Annotated in this window: 19 protein-coding genes and 1 tRNA gene; 13 read left to right on the top strand and 7 right to left on the bottom strand. The window is 65.6% G+C overall.

The window, feature by feature from the left end; translation table 11 throughout:
• The first annotated feature begins 24 nt into the window (after positions 1-24).
• From lepB (AC3IT0_RS13320) to AC3IT0_RS13280, 9 genes are all read left to right on the top strand, one after another.
• Positions 25-702, top strand: coding sequence for a signal peptidase I (gene lepB / locus AC3IT0_RS13320; protein WP_489320253.1), 678 nt, complete (start codon positions 25-27; stop codon positions 700-702).
• Positions 703-1,569: a signal peptidase I gene (gene lepB / locus AC3IT0_RS13315; RefSeq protein WP_489320252.1), complete on the top strand. Its 867-nt coding sequence runs from the start codon at positions 703-705 to the stop codon at positions 1,567-1,569.
• 11 nt (positions 1,570-1,580) lie between these two features.
• Positions 1,581-2,309, top strand: a complete 729-nt coding sequence (gene rnhB, locus AC3IT0_RS13310) for a ribonuclease HII (protein WP_489323794.1) — start codon at positions 1,581-1,583, stop codon at positions 2,307-2,309.
• 78 nt (positions 2,310-2,387) lie between these two features.
• Entirely contained in the window at positions 2,388-2,714 is a 327-nt protein-coding gene (locus tag AC3IT0_RS13305) for a DUF2469 domain-containing protein (protein WP_489320251.1), read from the top strand.
• A gap of 124 nt (positions 2,715-2,838) precedes the next feature.
• Positions 2,839-3,195: a YraN family protein gene (locus AC3IT0_RS13300; protein ID WP_489320250.1), complete on the top strand. Its 357-nt coding sequence runs from the start codon at positions 2,839-2,841 to the stop codon at positions 3,193-3,195.
• The gene (locus tag AC3IT0_RS13295) at positions 3,196-4,740 is read left to right on the top strand and encodes a YifB family Mg chelatase-like AAA ATPase (RefSeq protein ID WP_489320249.1); all 1,545 of its coding nucleotides are present in this window, start codon (positions 3,196-3,198) and stop codon (positions 4,738-4,740) included.
• Between the two features lie 13 nt (positions 4,741-4,753).
• Positions 4,754-5,938 carry a DNA-processing protein DprA gene (gene dprA / locus AC3IT0_RS13290; RefSeq protein ID WP_489320248.1) on the top strand — a complete coding sequence of 395 codons (1,185 nt, stop codon included), beginning with the start codon at positions 4,754-4,756 and terminating at the stop codon, positions 5,936-5,938.
• Entirely contained in the window at positions 5,939-6,916 is a 978-nt protein-coding gene (locus tag AC3IT0_RS13285) for a tyrosine recombinase XerC (RefSeq protein WP_489320247.1), read from the top strand.
• A 272-nt stretch (positions 6,917-7,188) separates the two neighbouring features.
• Complete coding sequence (locus tag AC3IT0_RS13280; protein ID WP_056349065.1) at positions 7,189-7,692, top strand: DUF3145 domain-containing protein; 504 nt, start codon at positions 7,189-7,191, stop codon at positions 7,690-7,692.
• A 92-nt stretch (positions 7,693-7,784) separates the two neighbouring features.
• On the opposite strand, the gene AC3IT0_RS13275 is transcribed toward AC3IT0_RS13280, so the two are convergent.
• The 6 genes from AC3IT0_RS13275 to aceE form a co-directional block, all read right to left on the bottom strand.
• Entirely contained in the window at positions 7,785-9,020 is a 1,236-nt protein-coding gene (locus tag AC3IT0_RS13275) for a beta-ketoacyl-[acyl-carrier-protein] synthase family protein (protein ID WP_058932122.1), read from the bottom strand.
• A 152-nt stretch (positions 9,021-9,172) separates the two neighbouring features.
• A complete protein-coding gene (locus AC3IT0_RS13270) occupies positions 9,173-9,418 on the bottom strand; it encodes an acyl carrier protein (RefSeq protein WP_489320246.1) in 246 nt (81 codons plus the stop codon).
• 81 nt (positions 9,419-9,499) lie between these two features.
• Positions 9,500-10,561 (bottom strand): beta-ketoacyl-ACP synthase III, encoded by a 1,062-nt coding sequence (locus AC3IT0_RS13265; RefSeq protein WP_489320245.1) that lies wholly within the window; start codon positions 10,559-10,561, stop codon positions 9,500-9,502.
• Positions 10,558-11,487 (bottom strand): ACP S-malonyltransferase, encoded by a 930-nt coding sequence (locus tag AC3IT0_RS13260; RefSeq protein ID WP_489320244.1) that lies wholly within the window; start codon positions 11,485-11,487, stop codon positions 10,558-10,560. The genes AC3IT0_RS13265 and AC3IT0_RS13260 overlap by 4 nt, the downstream gene beginning before the upstream one ends.
• An 88-nt stretch (positions 11,488-11,575) precedes the next feature.
• Positions 11,576-12,820, bottom strand: coding sequence for a PucR family transcriptional regulator (locus AC3IT0_RS13255; protein ID WP_489320243.1), 1,245 nt, complete (start codon positions 12,818-12,820; stop codon positions 11,576-11,578).
• Positions 12,821-13,002: 182 nt separating this feature from the next.
• On the bottom strand, positions 13,003-15,771 hold the full coding sequence (gene aceE / locus AC3IT0_RS13250; RefSeq protein ID WP_489320242.1) for a pyruvate dehydrogenase (acetyl-transferring), homodimeric type: 2,769 nt from the start codon (positions 15,769-15,771) through the stop codon (positions 13,003-13,005).
• A gap of 398 nt (positions 15,772-16,169) precedes the next feature.
• Here aceE and AC3IT0_RS13245 point away from each other — a divergent pair, with 398 nt between their 5' ends.
• The 4 genes from AC3IT0_RS13245 to AC3IT0_RS13230 all read left to right on the top strand — a co-directional run bounded on the left by AC3IT0_RS13245 (position 16,170) and on the right by AC3IT0_RS13230 (position 18,184).
• The gene (locus AC3IT0_RS13245; protein WP_489320241.1) at positions 16,170-16,589 is read left to right on the top strand and encodes a DUF3052 domain-containing protein; all 420 of its coding nucleotides are present in this window, start codon (positions 16,170-16,172) and stop codon (positions 16,587-16,589) included.
• Positions 16,586-17,080 (top strand): peroxiredoxin, encoded by a 495-nt coding sequence (locus AC3IT0_RS13240; RefSeq protein WP_489320240.1) that lies wholly within the window; start codon positions 16,586-16,588, stop codon positions 17,078-17,080. Before AC3IT0_RS13245 ends, AC3IT0_RS13240 begins: the two co-directional genes overlap by 4 nt.
• A gap of 6 nt (positions 17,081-17,086) precedes the next feature.
• Positions 17,087-18,007 carry an NAD-dependent protein deacetylase gene (locus AC3IT0_RS13235; protein WP_489320239.1) on the top strand — a complete coding sequence of 307 codons (921 nt, stop codon included), beginning with the start codon at positions 17,087-17,089 and terminating at the stop codon, positions 18,005-18,007.
• Positions 18,008-18,108: 101 nt separating this feature from the next.
• Positions 18,109-18,184, top strand: a tRNA-Val gene (locus AC3IT0_RS13230).
• Between the two features lie 46 nt (positions 18,185-18,230).
• On the opposite strand, the gene AC3IT0_RS13225 is transcribed toward AC3IT0_RS13230, so the two are convergent.
• Complete coding sequence (locus AC3IT0_RS13225; RefSeq protein ID WP_489320238.1) at positions 18,231-19,001, bottom strand: hypothetical protein; 771 nt, start codon at positions 18,999-19,001, stop codon at positions 18,231-18,233.
• Between the last annotated feature and the right edge of the window lie 10 nt (positions 19,002-19,011).

Here is a 19,011-nt window from a genome sequence, read left to right as displayed (position 1 = left end):
AACAGCGCCCCAGGAATACGGATCATGGACCACACAAAACGCCAGCCCAGAAGAATGGGCTGGCGTTTTGCGTTCCTGGCTCTTCTCCTCGCCGTGGCTATCAGCGGCCTGATCCGTTCGCTGTGGCTGGATGTGTACTACATTCCGTCGGAATCCATGGAACCGCTCCTTGCCAGCGGCGACCGCATCCTCGTCTCCAGGACAGATTTCCACGCCGAACCCATCCGTCGCGGCGACATCGTGGTCTTCGACGGCAGGGGTTCGTTCGCTCCCCTGAACAGTGGGAAAGGCCCCCTTGCGGATTCCGTCGCAGCGGCCGGGCAGTGGCTTGGCCTGGCCGGCAGTGACACCACGTTCGTCAAACGTGTTATCGGCCTGCCGGGGGACACCGTGGTCTGCTGCGATGCACACGGACAGATCACCGTAAACGGCGAAGCGCTCGATGAGCCTTACCTGTTCGACGGAGACAGCCCCAGCACGCAGAACTTCAGTGCGGTGGTACCTGACGGGCGGCTTTGGCTGCTGGGTGACCACCGCTCGGCGTCCGCTGATTCGCGCAGCCTGCTCGGTGCGCCCGGCGGCGGCATGGTGCCCCTGGACCGGGTCATCGGCAGGCCGGTCCAGATCGTCTGGCCACTTGATAGATTTGCTGCAGTACCACGGCCGCCTGCGGCAGCACCAACAACAGAGGACGGACAGTAAATGCCCGAGAACAATGCCCGGACACCCGAGCCGCCTCGCGAGGGTGCCCACGGCACTGCCGACGGGATATCAGTGCCGCCCGCAGGCGAGACATCCAGCGGCGGGGCGTCCGGCGGGGCGTCCGGTGGGGCGGATGCCAGTCCTGCCGCGCCGGCTTCCGGAAGGCGATCAGCCGCGCCGCGGAGTGAGCCTGCCGTGCCCAGCCAGCTCTTTATCTGGCTGAAGGAAGTTGCCACGGTGGTGGTGATCGCCGTGGTCCTGTCCTTCCTGATCAAGACCTTCCTGTTCCGTGCGTTCTATATTCCGTCCGAGTCCATGGTCAGCACCCTGGACGTTAACGATCGCATCTTCGTGAACCTGCTCGTACCGGAGCCTTTTTCCCTCTCGCGCGGCGACGTGGTGGTCTTCCGGGACACCAAGAACTGGCTGACCGCGTCGCCGGATGAACCGAAGGGACCGTTTACCTGGGTCCAGGACGGCCTGACATTTGTGGGACTCTTGCCGGACAACTCCGAACAGCACCTCGTCAAACGCATCATCGGGCTCCCCGGTGACCACGTGATCTGCTGCGACGCCGGCGGTAAACTGACCATCAACGGATCTCCCATTGATGAAAGTTATGTCAACGGTGCTGAGGAACCGCAGATCCGTGCCTTCGACGTCGTTGTTCCGGAAGGGAAGGTATGGGTCATGGGCGATAACCGCAACCACTCCGCTGATTCCCGCTCGCACATGGACTCCAACGGCGGCTTCGTGGACCTCGTGGACATGGAGGGCAAAGCCGCCGTCATCGCGTGGCCGCTGAACCGGATCACTGTCCTTGACAACTATCCGGCCGTCTTCCGGAACGTGCCTGCGGGAGGCTAGCAGTGTCCGCAGTGATACCGGCTACCGAGGCCAAGGCTCCAGCCCGCCAGGCTGCAGGCGTCCGCTCCAAAGCACCGACGCTGCGGCACGAGCGGACCTTCAAAGCGCAAGGTGCCCGCTACCTCGCCGGCGTGGACGAAGTGGGCCGCGGAGCGCTGGCAGGACCTGTGAGCGTCGGGATCGCCGTCGTCGACCTCCACACGCAGAAGCCCCTGGCCGGTGTGCGGGACAGCAAGCTCCTCAGCCCCGCCGAACGGGAGCGACTGGAACCGCTGGTCCGACGCTGGAGCGTTGCGTCGGCAGTCGGGCACGCCTCCGCGCGGGAGATCGACGCGCTGGGCATCATTGCTGCACTGCGGCTGGCCGGCACGCGCGCGTGGCAGGACATCCTTGCGGCCGGCATCAGCCCTGATGTGGTGCTGCTCGATGGTAGCCACAACTGGCTCTCGCCCGCGGGGCAGCCTTCCCTGTTTGACGAACCACCCCTGGATTTCGCATGCCTGGCCCCCGTCCACACCAAGATCAAGGCGGATATGCAGTGCCTGAGCGTGGCCGCGGCCAGCGTGATTGCGAAGGTGGAACGCGACGAGCAGATGCGCGGCCTGCACGGTGAATACCCCGATTATGGCTGGGACATCAACAAGGGCTACGCCACGGCAAATCACCGGGACGTGCTCCGCGCCGCAGGAGCCACACCGTACCACCGGGTGAGCTGGAATCTCCTGGGCGGCGAACTCTGAATCCCTGCTGCACTGGTGCAGGGCCCACGCGGCACGGACGCTGCGACTGCGGCGCCCTGGATGGTGCAAGATGGAAGCATGAGTGCTGAGGATCTTGAAAACTATGAAACCGACATGGAGCTGCAGCTCTACCGTGAATACCGCGATGTTGTCGGGCTCTTCAGTTACGTTGTCGAGACCGAACGCCGCTTTTACCTCGCCAACCATGTTGACCTGCAGGCCCGGAGCGCCGACGGTGAGGTCTACTTCGATCTGACGCTGCAGGATGCCTGGGTGTGGGATGTTTACCGTTCGGCACGGTTCGTCAAGACGGTCCGCGTCCTCACGTTCAAGGATGTCAACGTCGAAGAACTTCCCCGCAACGAGGAACTCGCCCTGCCGAAGGACGCTGGCCTCGGCAACTGACGCCGGCCCACTGCTCCTGAACAGCTCCGCTGCAATGGGGCGATTTTCCCGGGTTACCCACATACGCGAATAGCCCCCTGTCCTCCGCTGTCCTGCCACTGCAGGCTGGTTGCGGAGGTAGAAAATGAAATCCAAGGACCTGTTGGGCCGGCGCGGCGAGGAGCTCGCGGCCGGCTATCTTGAATCGCTCGGCATGCTGGTGGTGGAACGCAACTGGCGCTGCACCGAAGGTGAAATAGACATTGTGGCCCTGGACGGGGACGCCCTGGTCATCGCAGAGGTGAAAACCCGCCGTTCCCTGGACTACGGGCACCCGTTCGAAGCCGTGGGGCCGGACAAACTCGCCCGGCTGCATCGGCTTGGTTCGGCGTGGTGCCGGGACCGGGAGCTGCGGATGCCGCTACGGCGGGTGGACGTCATTGCCGTGCTGGACGACGGCGGCGGCGAACCCCTCGTCGAACACCTCAAGGGGGTGGGGTAGATGGTCCTGGGCCGGGCCTATTCCGTGGCGCTGGTGGGTTTGAACGGGTACATCGTCGAGGTGGAAGCCGATATCGGCCAGACACTGCCGGCATTTGTGATCCTGGGCCTCCCGGATGCCGCCCTCAACGAGGCCAAGGAACGGATACGTTCCGCGGCCAAGAATTCCGGCATTCCGCTGAGCCGGCGGAAGATCACGGCCAACCTCATTCCGGCGTCGCTGCCCAAGCGCGGTTCCGGCTTCGACCTTGCCGTGACCATGGCGGTCCTGAGGGCCGCAAATGACATCAAGCCCACCGGACGGACCGTCTTCATCGCCGAACTGGGGTTGGATGGCCGGCTGCGGCCGGTGCGCGGCATCCTGCCGGCAGTGATGGCGTCGGTGCAGGCCGGCTATCCGGACGTGGTGGTCGCGCACGCCAACCTCGGCGAAGCATCGCTGGTCCCCGGAGCCAACGTCAGGGGGTACCGCACGCTGGCGCGGCTGGCACTCGATTTCGGTGCAGACCCGCAAGCGCTCGCACTGGACTTCGAACCGGAGGACGAGGGCGGTCACGGGGATTCCGAACCGGGGGCTCAGGCCGTTCCTGACATGGCCGACGTCTCCGGCCAGGGCGAAGCCAGGCGTGCACTCGAGGTGGCCGCTGCCGGGGCCCACCACCTGCTCCTGACCGGACCTCCGGGCGCCGGCAAGACCATGCTGGCCGAAAGACTTCCCGGTCTCCTGCCGGACCTTGCTGACAATGAGGCCATGGAAGTCACGGCCATCCACTCGCTCTGTGGCCTTCCCGCATCTGCCGTTCAGCTTGTGCGGCGGCCGCCGTTCGAGAATCCGCATCATTCGGCCACAGCCGCCGCCATCATCGGCGGGGGATCGGGGCTGCCGCGCCCGGGTGCCGCGTCGCGGGCCCACCGCGGAGTCCTGTTCCTGGACGAGGCGCCGGAATACGAACGGCGTGTCCTGGACGCCCTTCGCCAGCCCTTGGAGAGCGGGGAGCTGGTCATTCACCGCTCGGCAGGAACAGCAGCCTACCCGGCCCGGTTCCAGCTGGTCCTTGCCGCCAACCCCTGTCCCTGCGGCAAGGCCTCGGGGAAGGGCCTGGACTGCACGTGCACGCCCACGATGCGGCGCCGCTACGTGGCCAGGATGTCCGGTCCGCTGCTGGACCGGGTGGATATCCAGCTGCAGGTGGAGCGCGTGTCACTGGCCGACTTCGGCCAGGCGGGCGACGAAGAGGACACAGCCGCCGTGGCCCGGCGGGTCGGCGACGCACGCCGGCGGCAGGCCGAACGGCTGCAGCCGCTGGGAATGGAAACGAACTCGCAGGTGCCCGGCCGGATTCTGCGAGGTGCCCTACGGTTGCCGGCCGGCGCCACGCGGATCCTGGACCACTCACTGGAGCGGGGCGTGCTGACAGCCAGGGGCTATGACAGGGTCCTGCGGCTGGCCTGGACCCTGGCGGACCTGTCACACCGCGACGTGCCCGACACCAACGACATCGGCCAGGCCCTTGGCCTCCGGCAGGCTGCCTCGGCAGCTGCGTGAAGGAAGAAGCCACATGGACAACGAACGGATTGCCCGGGCCGCCCTGTCGCGGCTCATGGAACCGCAGGACGCGGCCGGACTGGCCCTCGTACAGGCCACCGGCGCACTCGAGGCCTTGAAAATTGCCACCGGATACGCGGCCGCCGGCCCGGCACTGGAGCGGGAGATTACCGGCCTGCTGGCGGACAACGGCGCCGGAACGAGCTGGGCAGGGCTGGCTGCCTCCCTCAAGCGCTGGGCTCCCCGCATTCCGGATCTGGCGCCCGAGCGCGACCTGGCCACCATGGCACGCCTTGGCGGCCGGCTGATTATCCCGTCGGACGATCTTTGGCCCGCCCAGCTCGGCGACCTTGGGATGCAGGAGCCCATCTGTCTGTGGTGGCGGGGCCTGGAACAGGAGCTTCCCGGTCCGGCCCGGAGCGTGGCGCTGGTGGGGTCCCGCGACAGCACCAGCTACGGCGCCTCGGTGACAGGGGACCTGGCCTACTCCCTGGCTCAGCGGGGCTTCACAGTGGTTTCCGGGGGCGCGTACGGCATCGACGCGCACGCGCACAGGGCAGCGCTGGCCGGGGGAACAGCGGCGGTGCCTACTATCGCGGTGATGGCAGGTGGTGTGGACCGGTTCTACCCCTCCGGCAACGAGGATCTCCTGCGGGCGGTCTGCAACCAGGGAGCAGTGCTCGCCGAGGTGCCGCCGGGGTCGGCACCCACCCGCTACCGCTTTCTCCAGCGGAATAGGCTGATCGCGGCCTTGGCTGCAGTGACCGTGGTGGTGGAGGCCCGCTGGCGGTCCGGTGCGCTGAATACGGCCCACCATGCGGAGACGCTTGGCCGGGCGGTCGGAGCTGTGCCGGGTTCCGTGCACAGCGCCAACTCCGCCGGCTGCCACCGGCTGCTCCGCGATGGTGGCGCTGTCTGCGTGACTGACGCCGCGGAGATCGCCGAGCTGGCCTCCCCAAGCGGCGTGGGGCTTGCGGAGCCCGGGACAGCGCATGCGGCCGACCATGACGGACTGACCTTGGAGGACCTGATCCTTCTGGACGCACTCCCGCTGCGGTCCACCACGTCCGTGGACAAGCTCTGCGCAGTTGCAGGCCTCAGTGCGGACTCCGTGCGGGCCGGGCTGGGCAGGCTAGGCCTGCTGGGGCTCGCGGCGTCAGAAAGGGGCGGCTGGAAACGGGCCAAGGAATCAGCGTAGATGCCTGTGTCCGGCACGGGATTCCCCGCGGAGTTCTGGGACAGTGGAACAGTGGAGAATCAGGAACTGTCCCGGGCGTTTGAGCAGGCCCTTGCCGGCTTCGGCAGATACCTGACAGCCGAGCGGGCCCGGTCCGGGCATACACTCCGGGCATACCTGTCCGATCTTCGGAGCCTCCTGGAATACGCCGCCTCCGAGGGCGTCACGGATCTGCCGGGCCTGGAGCTGGGCACTCTCCGCCGCTGGCTCGGGGCGCAGAGCCAGGCCGGGATATCCCGGGCCACCCTTGCGCGGAGATCGGCTACGGCGCGTTCCTTCACCACGTGGGCCATGCGGGAAGAACTCATCGAGACCGATCCTGCACTCCGTCTCCGGGCTCCCAAAGCGGAAAAGTCATTGCCCGGGGTGCTGCAGTCCCAACAACTCCTCAGGCTGCTGAACAGCCTGGAGGAAGCCGCGGCTGACGGGTCACCGGTTCCGGTGCGCAACCGGGCCATGGTGGAGCTCCTGTACGCCACCGGGCTGCGGGTGGGGGAGCTGGCCGCCTTGGATGTGGACGATCTGAACCCGGACCGCCGCACGCTGCGGGTGGTCGGCAAAGGCAACAAGGAACGGACGGTTCCCTACGGCGTCCCGGCCGCTGTGGCCGTCGACGACTGGCTCCGCCGGGCCAGGCCGCTCCTGTCGACAGGGCACAGCGGTCCGGCGCTTTTCCTGGGCGCCAGAGGAAACCGTGTTGACCAGCGTCAGGTCAGGACCGTGGTGAACGCCCTCTTCGAAGCGTTGGGCGACACCTCAGCCACCGGCCCGCACGCGCTGAGGCATTCTGCGGCAACGCACCTGCTCGATGGCGGCGCGGACCTTCGTGCGGTCCAGGAAATCCTGGGCCACAGCAGCCTCGCCACCACGCAGATCTACACCCATGTGTCGGTTGAGCGGCTCCGGAGCAGCTACCAGCAGGCCCATCCCCGGGCCTGAGTGCCCGGGATTCCCGCCAACGCCGGGTAATTCCCGGACCATGTCACCCGTGGCGAATCGCACTGGCGTAATTACGCAGCGTACGGCACAATAAGAGTCACGTCCGGCAACTTTCAAGTTTCGCTTGAAGCTCTATCGCTTCGCGCGTTACCCCAAGTCCGGACACAGCTTAATAATCAGTCAGGGAACACCGCCGCTGGAACAGCGCAACGGGCAGTTTCATCCGGGCAGAGGTCGTTGGGGAAGACGTACCTACAGCTATGGAGGATGGAATGTCTGTTGCAATGACCCGCGGTGTGCTGTTTGTTCACTCAGCCCCTACAGCACTGTGCCCGCACGTTGAGTGGGCCATTGGATCCGTCGTGGATAAGCGGACGGATCTTGAATGGACCCCTCAGCCTGCCGCGCCCGGAATGTTCCGCGCCGAGCTCTCCTGGACGGGAACTCCGGGCACCGGATCCCTGCTGGCTTCCTCACTTCGCGGCTGGGCCCATCTTCGCTACGAGGTCACCGAAGAGCCGAGCCAGGGCGTTGACGGCGGCCGCTGGTCGCATACCCCCGAATTGGGAATCTTCCACGCCACCACGGATGTCCACGGCAACATCATGGTCTCAGAGGACCGCATCCGTTACGCCTACGAATCGGGCGCCGGCGATCCTTCCGCCGTGTACCACGAGCTTTCGCTGGCCTTGGGTGAGGCCTGGGACGAGGAACTCGAGCCGTTCCGCCACGCAGCCGAAGGCGCGCCGGTCCGTTGGCTGCACCAGGTGGGCTAGGCAGCAACTCCATAGCAACGCCCAAATGACAGATGGCGGCAATGTTCTCTCGAACATTGCCGCCATCTGTCATCTCGCGGGGGACTTTGCTGCTAGATGCTGCGGACAGCGATCACGGCATTGTGGCCGCCGAAGCCGAACGAGTTGCTCAGCGCCACGATGTCGCCCGCCGGCAGATCCCTCGCCGATGTAACGACGTCGAGCGGGATCTCCGGGTCCTGGTTCTCGAGGTTGATCGTGACCGGGGCCTTGCGGTGGTAGACGGCCAGCACAGTGAGCACTGCCTCCACGGCACCGGACGCGCCCAGGAGGTGGCCCATCTGTGACTTGGTGGCGGACACCGCAACGTTGTCGATGTGGTTCCCCAGCGATGCGCGGAGGGCCGTGTACTCGGGCTTGTCACCTACGGGAGTGGACGTGGCGTGCGCGTTGACGTGGACAACGTCCTCGGCCTGGATCCGGCCGTCGAACATGGCTGCCTTCAGCGCGCGGGTGGCTCCCAGGCCCTGCGGGTCCGGGGCGGTGATGTGGTAGGCATCGGCCGTCACCGAGGTGCCGGCCAGTTCGGCGTAGATGCGGGCGCCGCGGGCAATGGCATGCTCCTCAGCCTCGAGCACCAGCGCACCGGCGCCTTCGCCCATCACAAAGCCGTCGCGGCCCAGATCGTACGGGCGTGAGGCGCCCTGGGGGTCATCGTTGCGGCGGGAAAGCGCCTGCATGGACGAGAACGCGGCCAGGGGCATGGGGTGGATCGCCGCTTCGGCGCCGCCGCACATCACCACGTCGGCCTTGCCGGAGCGGATCAGCTCCAGGCCCAGGTGAAGGGCCTCGGTGCCCGACGCGCAGGCCGAAACCGGGGTGTGGGCGCCGGCCCTGGCGCCAAGGTCAAGGCTGACAGCTGCTGCGACGCCGTTGGGCATCAGCATGGGCACCGTCATGGGCAGCACGCGGCGCGGACCTTTTTCCTTCAGCGTGTCCCACGCGTCCAGCAGGGTCCAGACGCCGCCGATGCCGGTGGCGAAGGCGACCGCAAGCCGGTCGGGGTCAATCTCGGTGATGCCCGAATCGGCCCAGGCTTCACGGGAGGCGATGACGCCGAACTGGGTGGACGGGTCCATCCGCTTGGCCTCAACGCGGCTCAGGACCGACAGGGCCGGAGTGGAGCAGCGGGCAGCGAAGTGGACCGGAAGTTCGTACTTGGCGACCCATTCGTCTTCCAGCGTGCGGGCACCGGAGACCCCCTTCAGCGCGTTGTTCCACATGGTGGGTACGTCGCCGCCGATGGGCGTGGTGGCACCCAGACCGGTAATGACTACTTTGCGTGTCATTGGATCACTCTCTGTCGGTGGGCAGGCCGTATCCGGTTATCCGGCGGGGTCCCGCGTGTGGGGCAGCTGGCTGCCGAAAAATGTGGTGGACTGCCGGTCCGGCCTGAGCACGAGCCGGCAGTCCAGTCAGCCATAAGGGGCTGAAGCCTTGGCTAGGCCTGTGCGCCGGCGATGAAGCTGACGGCGTCGCCCACGGTCTTGAGGTTCTTGACCTCTTCGTCCGGGATACGCACGCCGAACTTCTCTTCGGCGTTGACCACGATGGTCATCATGGAGATGGAGTCGATGTCCAGGTCCTCGGTGAAGGACTTGTCCAGTTCCACGGACTCGGGGGCGAGGCCGGTTTCTTCGTTGACGATTTCAGCCAAGCCGGCCAGGATCTCTTCGTTGCTAGCCATTGATGGCTCCTTTTCTTGTTATTGCCGGCAGGGGGCGCCGGAAACGGTGCAGTCCGCGGATGCGGCCTGTATGGGGCGTTCCTAAGGAAGGACGATTACCTGGGCACCGAAGACCAGCCCGGCGCCGAAGCCGATCTGGAGTGCGAGGCCGCCGCTGAGCTCAGGGTTTTCCTTGAGCAGGCGGTGGGTGGCCAGGGGGATGGAGGCCGCCGAGGTGTTACCGGCATCGGCGATGTCACGGGCCACGGTGACGGATTCGGGAAGCTTGAGTTTCTTGACCATCTCGTCGATGATCCGCATGTTGGCCTGGTGGGGGATGAAGGCGACGAGGTCTTCAGCCTTGACGCCCGCGGCCTCCAGGGCCTGCTCCGCCATTTTGGCCATTTCCCAGACCGCCCAGCGGAAGACGGTCTGCCCGTCCTGGCGGAGTGTGGGGTAGAGCTCCTGCGCTTCTTCGAGCAGGGCAAAGTCGCCGGACTCGTCGGACTGGCGGGCAGCCATGCTGAGGTCACGGACGTCCAGCATGGAACGCGTCATGCCGATGGCGTCCCACTTGCTGCCGTCCGAACCCCACACGGAGGGTCCGATGCCGGGGGTGTCCGAGGGGCCGATGACAACAGCGCCCGCGCCGTCGCCGAGCAGGAAGGAGATGGTGCGTTCCCGGTTGTCGATGACGTCGGAAAGCTTCTCCGCACCAACCACCAGCACGTAGGTGGCCGTGCCGGAGCGGACCAAGGCATCACCCTGGGCGATGCCGTAGCAGTACCCGGCGCACGCAGCCGAGATATCGAAGGCCGGAGCCGGCGTCGCACCGATGCGGTCAGCCAGGGCGGCGGCGGCCGACGGCGTGGCGTACGGGTGGGTGACGGTGGAAACTATGACGGCACCCAGCTGGGAGGCTTCGATGCCTGCCTGCTGCAGGGCCTCCCGGGCGGCGCCCTCGGCCATGTCGATGACGCTGACGTTGGCCGCAGCCCGGTGACGGGTGACGATGCCGGTCCGCTGGCGGATCCATTCGTCCGAGGAATCAATCCACTGGCAGACGTCATCGTTGGTGACGATGACGTCAGGCCGGAATGCGCCAAGGCCGATGATGCGGCTGTATTCGTTGACGGGAACCTGTTTCAGCGTGGGAACGCTCATGCATTTCCCTCCAGTTCTGCGAAGAGTGCCAGTGCGGCCGTGAGGTCGTCCGGGGTTTTGACTGCAACGGTCTTGACGCCGGGCATGCCGCGCTTGGCGAGTCCGGCCAGGGTGCCGGCCGGGGCCAGCTCAATGACACCGGTGACGCCGCGCTGCACAAGGGTTTCCATGCAGAGGTCCCAGCGGACTGGCCGTGAGACCTGCGCGATGAGGCTCTCGACGGCGGCGCCGCCGTCGGTCACTTCCCGGCCGTCAAAGTTGGACAGCAGCGGCACCTGCGGCTTCTGCGGCTTGAGGCCCGGCTTGAGCGACTCGAGGGCGTTCACGGCGGGGGACATGTGGGAGGTGTGGAACGCCCCGGCCACCTTCAGCGGGATGACGCGCGCCTTGGCCGGCGGGTTGTCCGCCAGGGCCTTGAGCTGTTCGAAGGTTCCGGCTGCCACGGTCTGGCCCGCGCCGTTGACATTGGCAGGTGTCGCGCCGGTCGCCTCGATGGCGGCCAGGACCTCTGCAGGATCCCCGCCCACCACGGCACTCATGCCGGTGGGGGTCACGGCAGCGGCGGCGGCCATGCTGTTGGCGCGTTCACGGACAAACGTCATGGCTTCCTGCTCGGTGAGCACCCCGGCGAGGGCCGAGGCGGTGATTTCACCGACGGAGTGGCCGGCGAGGATCACGGGAAGCGTGCCGAGCTCGACGTCGAACAGCGACTTGGCGGCGACCAGCCCGGCGGCAACAATCAGGGGCTGCGCAACGGCGGTGTCCTTGATGGTTTCCTCGTCAGAGGTGGTCCCGTGGGCTGTCAGGTCGATGCCTGCGATCTCACTAAGGGAGGCCAGATGGCCTGCTACCGAAGGCAGTTCCAGCCAAGGGGCCAGAAAACCCGGGGTCTGTGAGCCCTGTCCAGGGCAGACTATTGCAAGCACGTATCCAGCTTTCCAAATTACGGGGTCATCCAGCGGTGTTTCTCTGCACCAAGCTGAAGGGGTCAGATTGTAGGAAGTCTACAACGACTCACGGCTGATTCCGCGCCGGATTACGCTCTGTCGGGGCTTTTGGCGGCGCCGAAAGCCGCCCGACTACCAACGCCGCCTGCAGCACAAACGCCTCCCGGGGGAGCAATGGATCCCAGCCCGTGACGTCGCAGACGCGCTTGAGCCGGTACCTGACCGTGTTGGCATGGACAAACAATTCGCGGGCAGTCGCCTCGAGGGAATGACCCAACTCCAGGTAGGTGCCCAGGGTCTCGACCAGCCCGTTGGAGGCAGCGACAAGCGGACGGTAGATGTTCTTCACCAGGGAACGGCGCGCCGCCTCGTCGCCGGAGATGACGCGTTCGGGCAATAAGTCATCGGCGGCCACAGGCCGGGGAGCGGCGGGCCAGGCCCTTGCCGCGGTCAGGCCGGCAAAGGCTGACTGGGCTGAGCTGCTGGCCTCCAGCAGGGAGCCGGCTTCCGGGCCGTAGACCACCGGGCCGGGGGCGAACATTTCGCTGAGCTTCAGATATGCCGTCTCTCGGTCCTGGACACCGCCAAGGATCAGGATGAGCCGGTCGCCCTGAATGCCCACCAATGCATCCTCGGCGTAGCGGCCAGCCAGGCGGCGCAGCTCGCTGACGTAGCTGGCACTGGGTTCAGACGGCGAATTGCCCACCATCACAGTGAACCTCTCCTGCGCCTTCCAGCCCAGCGCGGCGATCCGGGACCGCAGCGCGTCCGTGTTTTCGCCACGGAGGATGGCGTCCACGATCAACGCTTCCAGCCGCGTGTCCCAGGAACCGCGGGACTCGGCCGCCCGCGCGTACACGTCTGCCGCGGCGAAGGCCACTTCCCGCGAGTACCGGAGGACGGCTTCGCGGAGCGAGGGCTGGTCGGCTTCGGGGGCAATGACAGGCACCTGGTCTTCCACCACTTCAACCACGATGCGGATGAGCTGGAGCGCCTTCTGAAGACTGATGGACCGGGTCAGTTCCGTGGGTGCCGTGCCAAAAACGTCGGTGAGGATCCACGAGGGCGAGCTGGGCCGCTCATACCAGGTGACAAACGCTGCGATGCCGTTTTGCGCCACCATGCCCAGCGCTGAGCGCTCATCGGAGCTGAGCCGGGAATACCACGGCAGCGACTTCTCCAGCTGGCGAAGGGTGGTGGTGGAGAGCTGGCCCACGCTTGCCCGGAGCTTTTTCAGGGTTTCGGATTTCTCCGGTGTCATGCTGCGCGAGGACGGCTTGCGCTTCACGGGCGGGGTGGTTGGCTCTGGCATCCTTCGAGCATACGGTGCCTGCCCGGCAAGCTCCATTTGTGCAAAGGCTACAACGCTGTTGGACCTGCATCACAGGCGGTCTCCTGTGCAGAAACGCAGGGAACGACGACGGCGACCCTCGCCTTTCGGTGAGGGTCGCCGTCGTCGTTCATTTCCGCTGACAGCAGGTCAGCAGGAGTTGATCAGGACTCGCCGCCCGCGTTGCCGGTGGAACCGGCGTTGACGTTGTGCAGCTTGTACTTCTCAATGGCCTGGGCCGGGGCCTGGGCATCAACTTCGCCGCGGCGCGCCAGCAGTTCCAGGGAACGGACCACGATCGAGTGGATGTCGTTCTTGAAGAAGCGGCGTGCTGCCGCGCGGGTGTCGGAGAAGCCGAAGCCATCCGCACCCAGCGTGGCGAACTCGTTCGGCACAAACTGGCGGATCTGGTCCGGGACGGCCTTCATGTAGTCCGAGACCGCCACCACGGGGCCTGTGGCGCCGGCGAGCTGCTGGGTCACAAACGGAACACGGGCGGGCTTGCCCGGGTTCAGGAATGCCTCTTCCTCGGCGGCCATGCCGTCGCGGCGCAGTTCGTTCCAGGACGTCACGGACCAGACGTCGGCGGAGACGCCCCAGTCCTCGGCGAGCAGCCGCTGGGCTTCGATGGCCCAGGGAACCGAGACGCCGGAGGCCAGGATCTGGGTCCGGGGACCGTCCATCTTCGCCGGAGCCAGGAGGTAGATGCCCTTGAGGACACCTTCCACATCGAGCCCCTCGGGTTCGGCCGGCTGCGTGATGGGCTCGTTGTACACCGTCAGGTAATACATGAGGTTCCGGTCAGCCGAATCGGGCCCGTACATGCGCTCGATGCCGTCCCGGATGATGTGGCCCATTTCGTACCCGTAGGCGGGGTCGTAGGTGACCACTGCCGGGTTCGTGGAGGCCAGCAGCGGGGAGTGGCCGTCGGCGTGCTGGAGGCCTTCGCCGGTCAGGGTGGTCCGTCCTGCGGTGGCGCCGATGATGAACCCACGGGTCATCTGGTCCCCGGCGGCCCAGAAGGCATCCCCGGTGCGCTGGAACCCGAACATGGAGTAGAACACGTAGATCGGGATCAGCGGTACGCCGTGCGTGGCGTAGGCGGTGCCGGCGGCCGTGAACGCGGCCACGGCCCCGGCTTCGTTGATGCCGGGGTGGATCAGCTGGCCCTGGGCCGATTCCTTGTAGGCCAGGACCAGGTCCCGGTCCACGGACAGGTAGTTCTGGCCCTTGGGGTTGTAGATCTTCGCCGTGGGGAAGAACGCGTCCATGCCGAACGTGCGTGCCTCATCGGGGATGATCGGGGCGATGTGCTTGCCGAAATTCTTGTCCCGCATGAGGTCTTTGAGGAGCCGGACGAACGCCATGGTGGTGGCGGCCTGCTGCTTGCCGGACCCGCGCTTGGCAACGTCATACGTTTTTGCCTCGGGGAGGGCGATCTCCTGGTGCTTGGAGCGGCGCTCAGGAACAGAACCGCCGAGCTGGGCGCGGCGTTCCATCATGTACTGGATCTCCGGCGCATCGGTGCCCGGGTGGAAGTACGGGGGCTGGTAGGGGTCCTTCTCCAGCTGCTCGTCGGTGACCGGAATCCGCAGGTGGTCGCGGAACTTCTTCAGGTCATCGAGGGTGAGCTTTTTCATCTGGTGGGTCGCGTTGCGGCCCTCGAAATGGGGTCCGAGTCCGTAGCCCTTGACCGTTTTGGCCAGGATCACGGTGGGCTTGCCCTTGAATTCGGTCGCTGCCTTGTAGGCGGCGTAGACCTTGCGGTAGTCGTGGCCGCCGCGCTTGAGGTTCCAGATCTGGTCGTCGGAGAGGTCCGCGACCATGTCTTTGGTCTGCGGGGTTTTTCCGAAGAAGTGCTCGCGGACGAAGCCGCCGGATTCTGCCTTGTAGGTCTGGTAGTCCCCGTCCGGGGTCTCGTTCATGATTTTCACGAGCGAGCCGTCGGTGTCCTGGGTGAGCAGGTCATCCCACTCCCGGCCCCAGACGACCTTGATGACGTTCCAGCCGGCACCGCGGAAGAACGCTTCGAGTTCCTGCATGATCTTGCCGTTGCCGCGGACGGGTCCGTCCAGGCGCTGGAGGTTGCAGTTGATGACAAAGTTCAGGTTGTCGAGGTTCTCGTTGGCGGCGAGCTGGAGCAGGCCGCGGGACTCGGGCTCGTCCATTTCGCCGTCGCCCAGGAACGCCCAGACCTGCTGGTCGCTGGTGTCCTTCAGGCCGCGGTTGTGCAGGTACCGGTTGGACTGGGCCTGGTAGATCGCGTTCATCGGGCCGATGCCCATCGAGACCGTGGGGAATTCCCAGAAGTCCGGCATGAGGCGCGGGTGCGGGTAGGAGGAGAGCGCGTGGCCTTCCTTGGACTTTTCCTGCCGGAATCCGTCCAGGTCCTCCTCGGCGAGCCGGCCTTCCATGAACGCACGGGCGTACATGCCGGGGGAGGCGTGGCCCTGGAAGAAGACCTGGTCACCGCCGCCGGGGTGGTCCTTGCCGCGGAAGAAGTGGTTGAAGCCCACCTCGTACAGGGTGGCGGCACCGGCATAGGTGGAGATATGCCCGCCCACGCCGATGTTCGGCCGCTGGGACCGGTGCACCATGATGGCAGCGTTCCAGCGCATGTACGCCCGGTACCGGCGTTCGAATTCCTCGTTGCCGGGGAATGGAGCTTCCTGGTCTACCGGGATGGTGTTCACGTAGTCCGTGGTGGTCACCATCGGCACGCCGACGCTCTGCGCGCCGGCACGCTGCAGCAGGCTCCGCATGATGTATTGGGCACGTTCCGTGCCCTGTTCCCTGATCAGCGCATCCAGGGACTCAACCCATTCGGCGGTCTCTTCCGGATCACGATCAGGCAGCTGGTTTGTCAACCCGCTGAGGATATGGGAGGTATCTTCTCCTGCAGCCACGTCCAACCTCTCTTTGCGCGCATGCATCGGCGCCCACATGCCAGGCAGGGTGACTGTCCGGCATGAGTGCGACGTGTGCGACGTATCGGTTACAACAGCCCGGTCATGTGCGCCGGGCAGGTTCCTATCACGCCTATGTCTGCCATTGAGTTCCAGGCGGTCGCCCCGCAGGCATAGTTGTCACCAGTCACTCTAGCTGTGACTCCAGCGCGATGCGTAGCCGCGTCCATGGCGTCCCTGTTGTATTTCGCCGTCATACTGGTTGTGTGACGAAAGCCGCTGCAACCCAGGCTGACGGCGCCGGATGTGACGCAGAATATGGCGGATCGCGGTGGTGGCAGCTTGAAGCGCAGGCACAAAGGGTGTTGGCTGGGAGTAATGGAAATCACTATGCGTATTGCATGTATTAGGCATTGGAGGAACACGTGAGCGAGGCCGACGCCGCCACTTCGGTAAATGTGGCGGAAAAATTGGGTTTCAAAAACGGGGATCTGATTCAGGAGTTCGGTTACGACGACGACGTCGATTTCGACTTACGTGATGATATTGAGGACCTGACAGGGTCCGAACTCCTGGACGAGGACGATCACGACGTTGTTGACGCCGTCATTTTTTGGTGGCGCGAGGGCGACGGGGATCTGGTCGATAGCCTCATGGATTCCCTGACCACCCTGAGTGAAACCGGGGTTGTCTGGGTGTTGACGCCAAAGTCCGGGCGCGCCGGGTACGTCTCGCCGGCGGAAATCCAGGAAGCGGCGCCCACTGCGGGCCTGCACCTCACCACCTCCGCAGGTGTGTCAAAGGACTGGAGCGCCACCCGCCTGGTCAGCAGGAAGAACAAGTGACGGCAGTTCTTTCCCTAGCCGGGCAGACTGTTCCGGCGGTGGGGGAGCTTGCCCCGGATTTTGAGCTGGTGAACCAGTTCGGAGAACCTGTCCGGTTGTCCTCATTCCGCGGGCAGAACGTTGTGCTGGTGTTTTATCCGTTTGCATTTTCGGGTGTCTGCACCGGCGAGCTCTGTGAAATCCGGGACAACTTGGCCGCGTTCGAGGATGCCAGGGCCACCGTCCTGACAGTGTCCGTGGACAGCAAGTTCAGTCTGCGGGCCTATGCCGAGAAGGAAGGCTACGGCTTTGATCTTCTGGCCGACTTCTGGCCGCACGGCGCTGTCGCTACCGCGTACGGTGTCTTCGACCCCGAGAGCGGCATGGCTGGGCGCGGGACGTTCATCATCGATGCAGCCGGAACAATCCGCTACGTCGTGGTGAATCCGCGTGGGCAGGCCCGCGAGCTCGCCGAGTACCAGGATGCTCTGGCAGGTCTGGAACAGGCCTGACGCCGCATGGACCCGCAGCGGCACGGCATCGGCCTGACAGGCTTCGCCAGCCTGCCGGCCGCTGACCCTGCTGCGCTGTCCGGTGCGGACCTTCAGGGGCTTGAAGGCGTCCGGGACCTGTTGTCCGGCAAGCGGCTGGCATTACTGACCGGCGCAGGGCTGAGCACCGATTCGGGCATACCGGACTACCGTGGGCCGGACGCTGTGCCACGTTCGCCCATGACCTATCAGGAGTTTGTGCGCGAGGCCGCCAACCGCCAGCGCTACTGGGCGCGGAACCACATTGGCTGGTCCCGCTTGCGGCACGCAGATCCAAACCCCGGGCACCGTGCGGCGGCAGAACTGGAGCGGCGGGGCCTGCTCACGGGGTTGATCACGCAGAACGTGGACCGGCTGCATGAAGACGCCGGCAGCCGGAACGTCATTGACCTCCACGGCCGCTATGACCGGGTGGTGTGCCTGGATTGCCAACGTACCTACACCCGTCACCTGCTGGCGGGGGTGCTCGATGAACTGAATCCGGGCTTCCTGGCGCGCGCCAGCAGCTCCGGCCTGGTGGAAATGGCCCCCGACGCCGACGCCACAGTTGATGACGCGGCTCTGATCAGCAGTTTTGTGGTCGCCGCCTGCCCCGCCTGTGGCGGAATACTCAAGCCTGACTTTGTCTACTTCGGCGAGAACGTGCCCAAGGAGCGTGCCGAAGCCGCTTACCTGATGGTGGACAGTGCAGAGGCGTTGCTTGTTGCGGGATCGTCGCTGACCGTGATGAGCGGACTGCGGTTTGTCCGTCACGCGGCGAAGGACGGCAAGTGTGTGGTGATCATCAACCGGGGCGACACCAGGGGCGACCAGCACGCCACCATCAAGCTCCACGTGGGCGTCAGCGAGGCACTGGCCTGGCTCGCCGCCGAACTCCCCGATCTCTGACCCGCGCGTCGTCGGGCGTGCCGATTGGCTTTTCGTCCCGCCCGTCAGGTAGAGTTTATGTTCGTTGGTTGACGCGCTGAGGCGCGAAAAACCGGTAGTTTGGGTCTTTAGCTCAGCTGGTAGAGCGCCACGTTTACACCGTGGATGTCATCGGTTCGATCCCGGTAGGACCCACCACCAAACCCCGTTGTTCCTGGCCCGAGTGGCTGGGAACGGCGGGGTTTTATTGTGGGACCTTCCAGCCGTCGGCCACTGACGCAGTAGGCCTCGGCTGCGTTGTCGGCTGGTCCCCGACCAGCTGCGGCCGGAGTTCAACGGGGATCCCCGCCGCGGCGAATCGCTCATCCATCTCCTGGTTCGTCACGACTACCCCGCACATTCCAACATCGAAAGATACTCCTCGGCAGTTCCAAGACATCACCCTTGACCACTTGGCCGATAAATCGGTGACAAAGCGACCGTCCTGCAGCTTGGCGAAGTAGTATTCCCCGTCCCAGCCTGGCTCCAGCCGGCTGTACCCCATCCAGCCACCGGCACATCCAATCACCTCGGATTGTGGAGCCGGCGGCTCACCAGGTGCGCCTGAATTGATGGTGGAGATGTTACTTGAAGAGCATTCCGCTGACCCCGTCGTGGGGAAACCGGGCGGAGGCGTTGGCGAAGGTGTTGCAACTGTTGGCTGGTCCGTTGCGGTGCTGCTCACGGCCGGCGGCGCAGGCGCCGGAACCAGGGACCCCAGGTTGCCGGCCACAACAACCGCGGCCGCTGCCGCAGCCGCTGCGAGTCCGGCAACTGCCACCCGCAGCCCCAGCTGACGCTTGCTGCCCCGGCTCAGGTCCATGGGCCGGTCCACAGGCTGGTCCGTGTAGTCATCTGAGAACGTCCTGACCTCTTCGGACAGCATAGGTGCCGTCCCGGCCCGGCCGAACATGGCCTGCGGGTCCGTCAGTGCAGGCCGCTGGGGTTCGGCTACGTCCGGCTTTGCGTTCCTCATAAGCTGTTCA

The organism is Pseudarthrobacter sp. KH_020_B (assembly GCF_057840185.1).
This window is presented reverse-complemented; position numbering and strand designations above follow the sequence as displayed.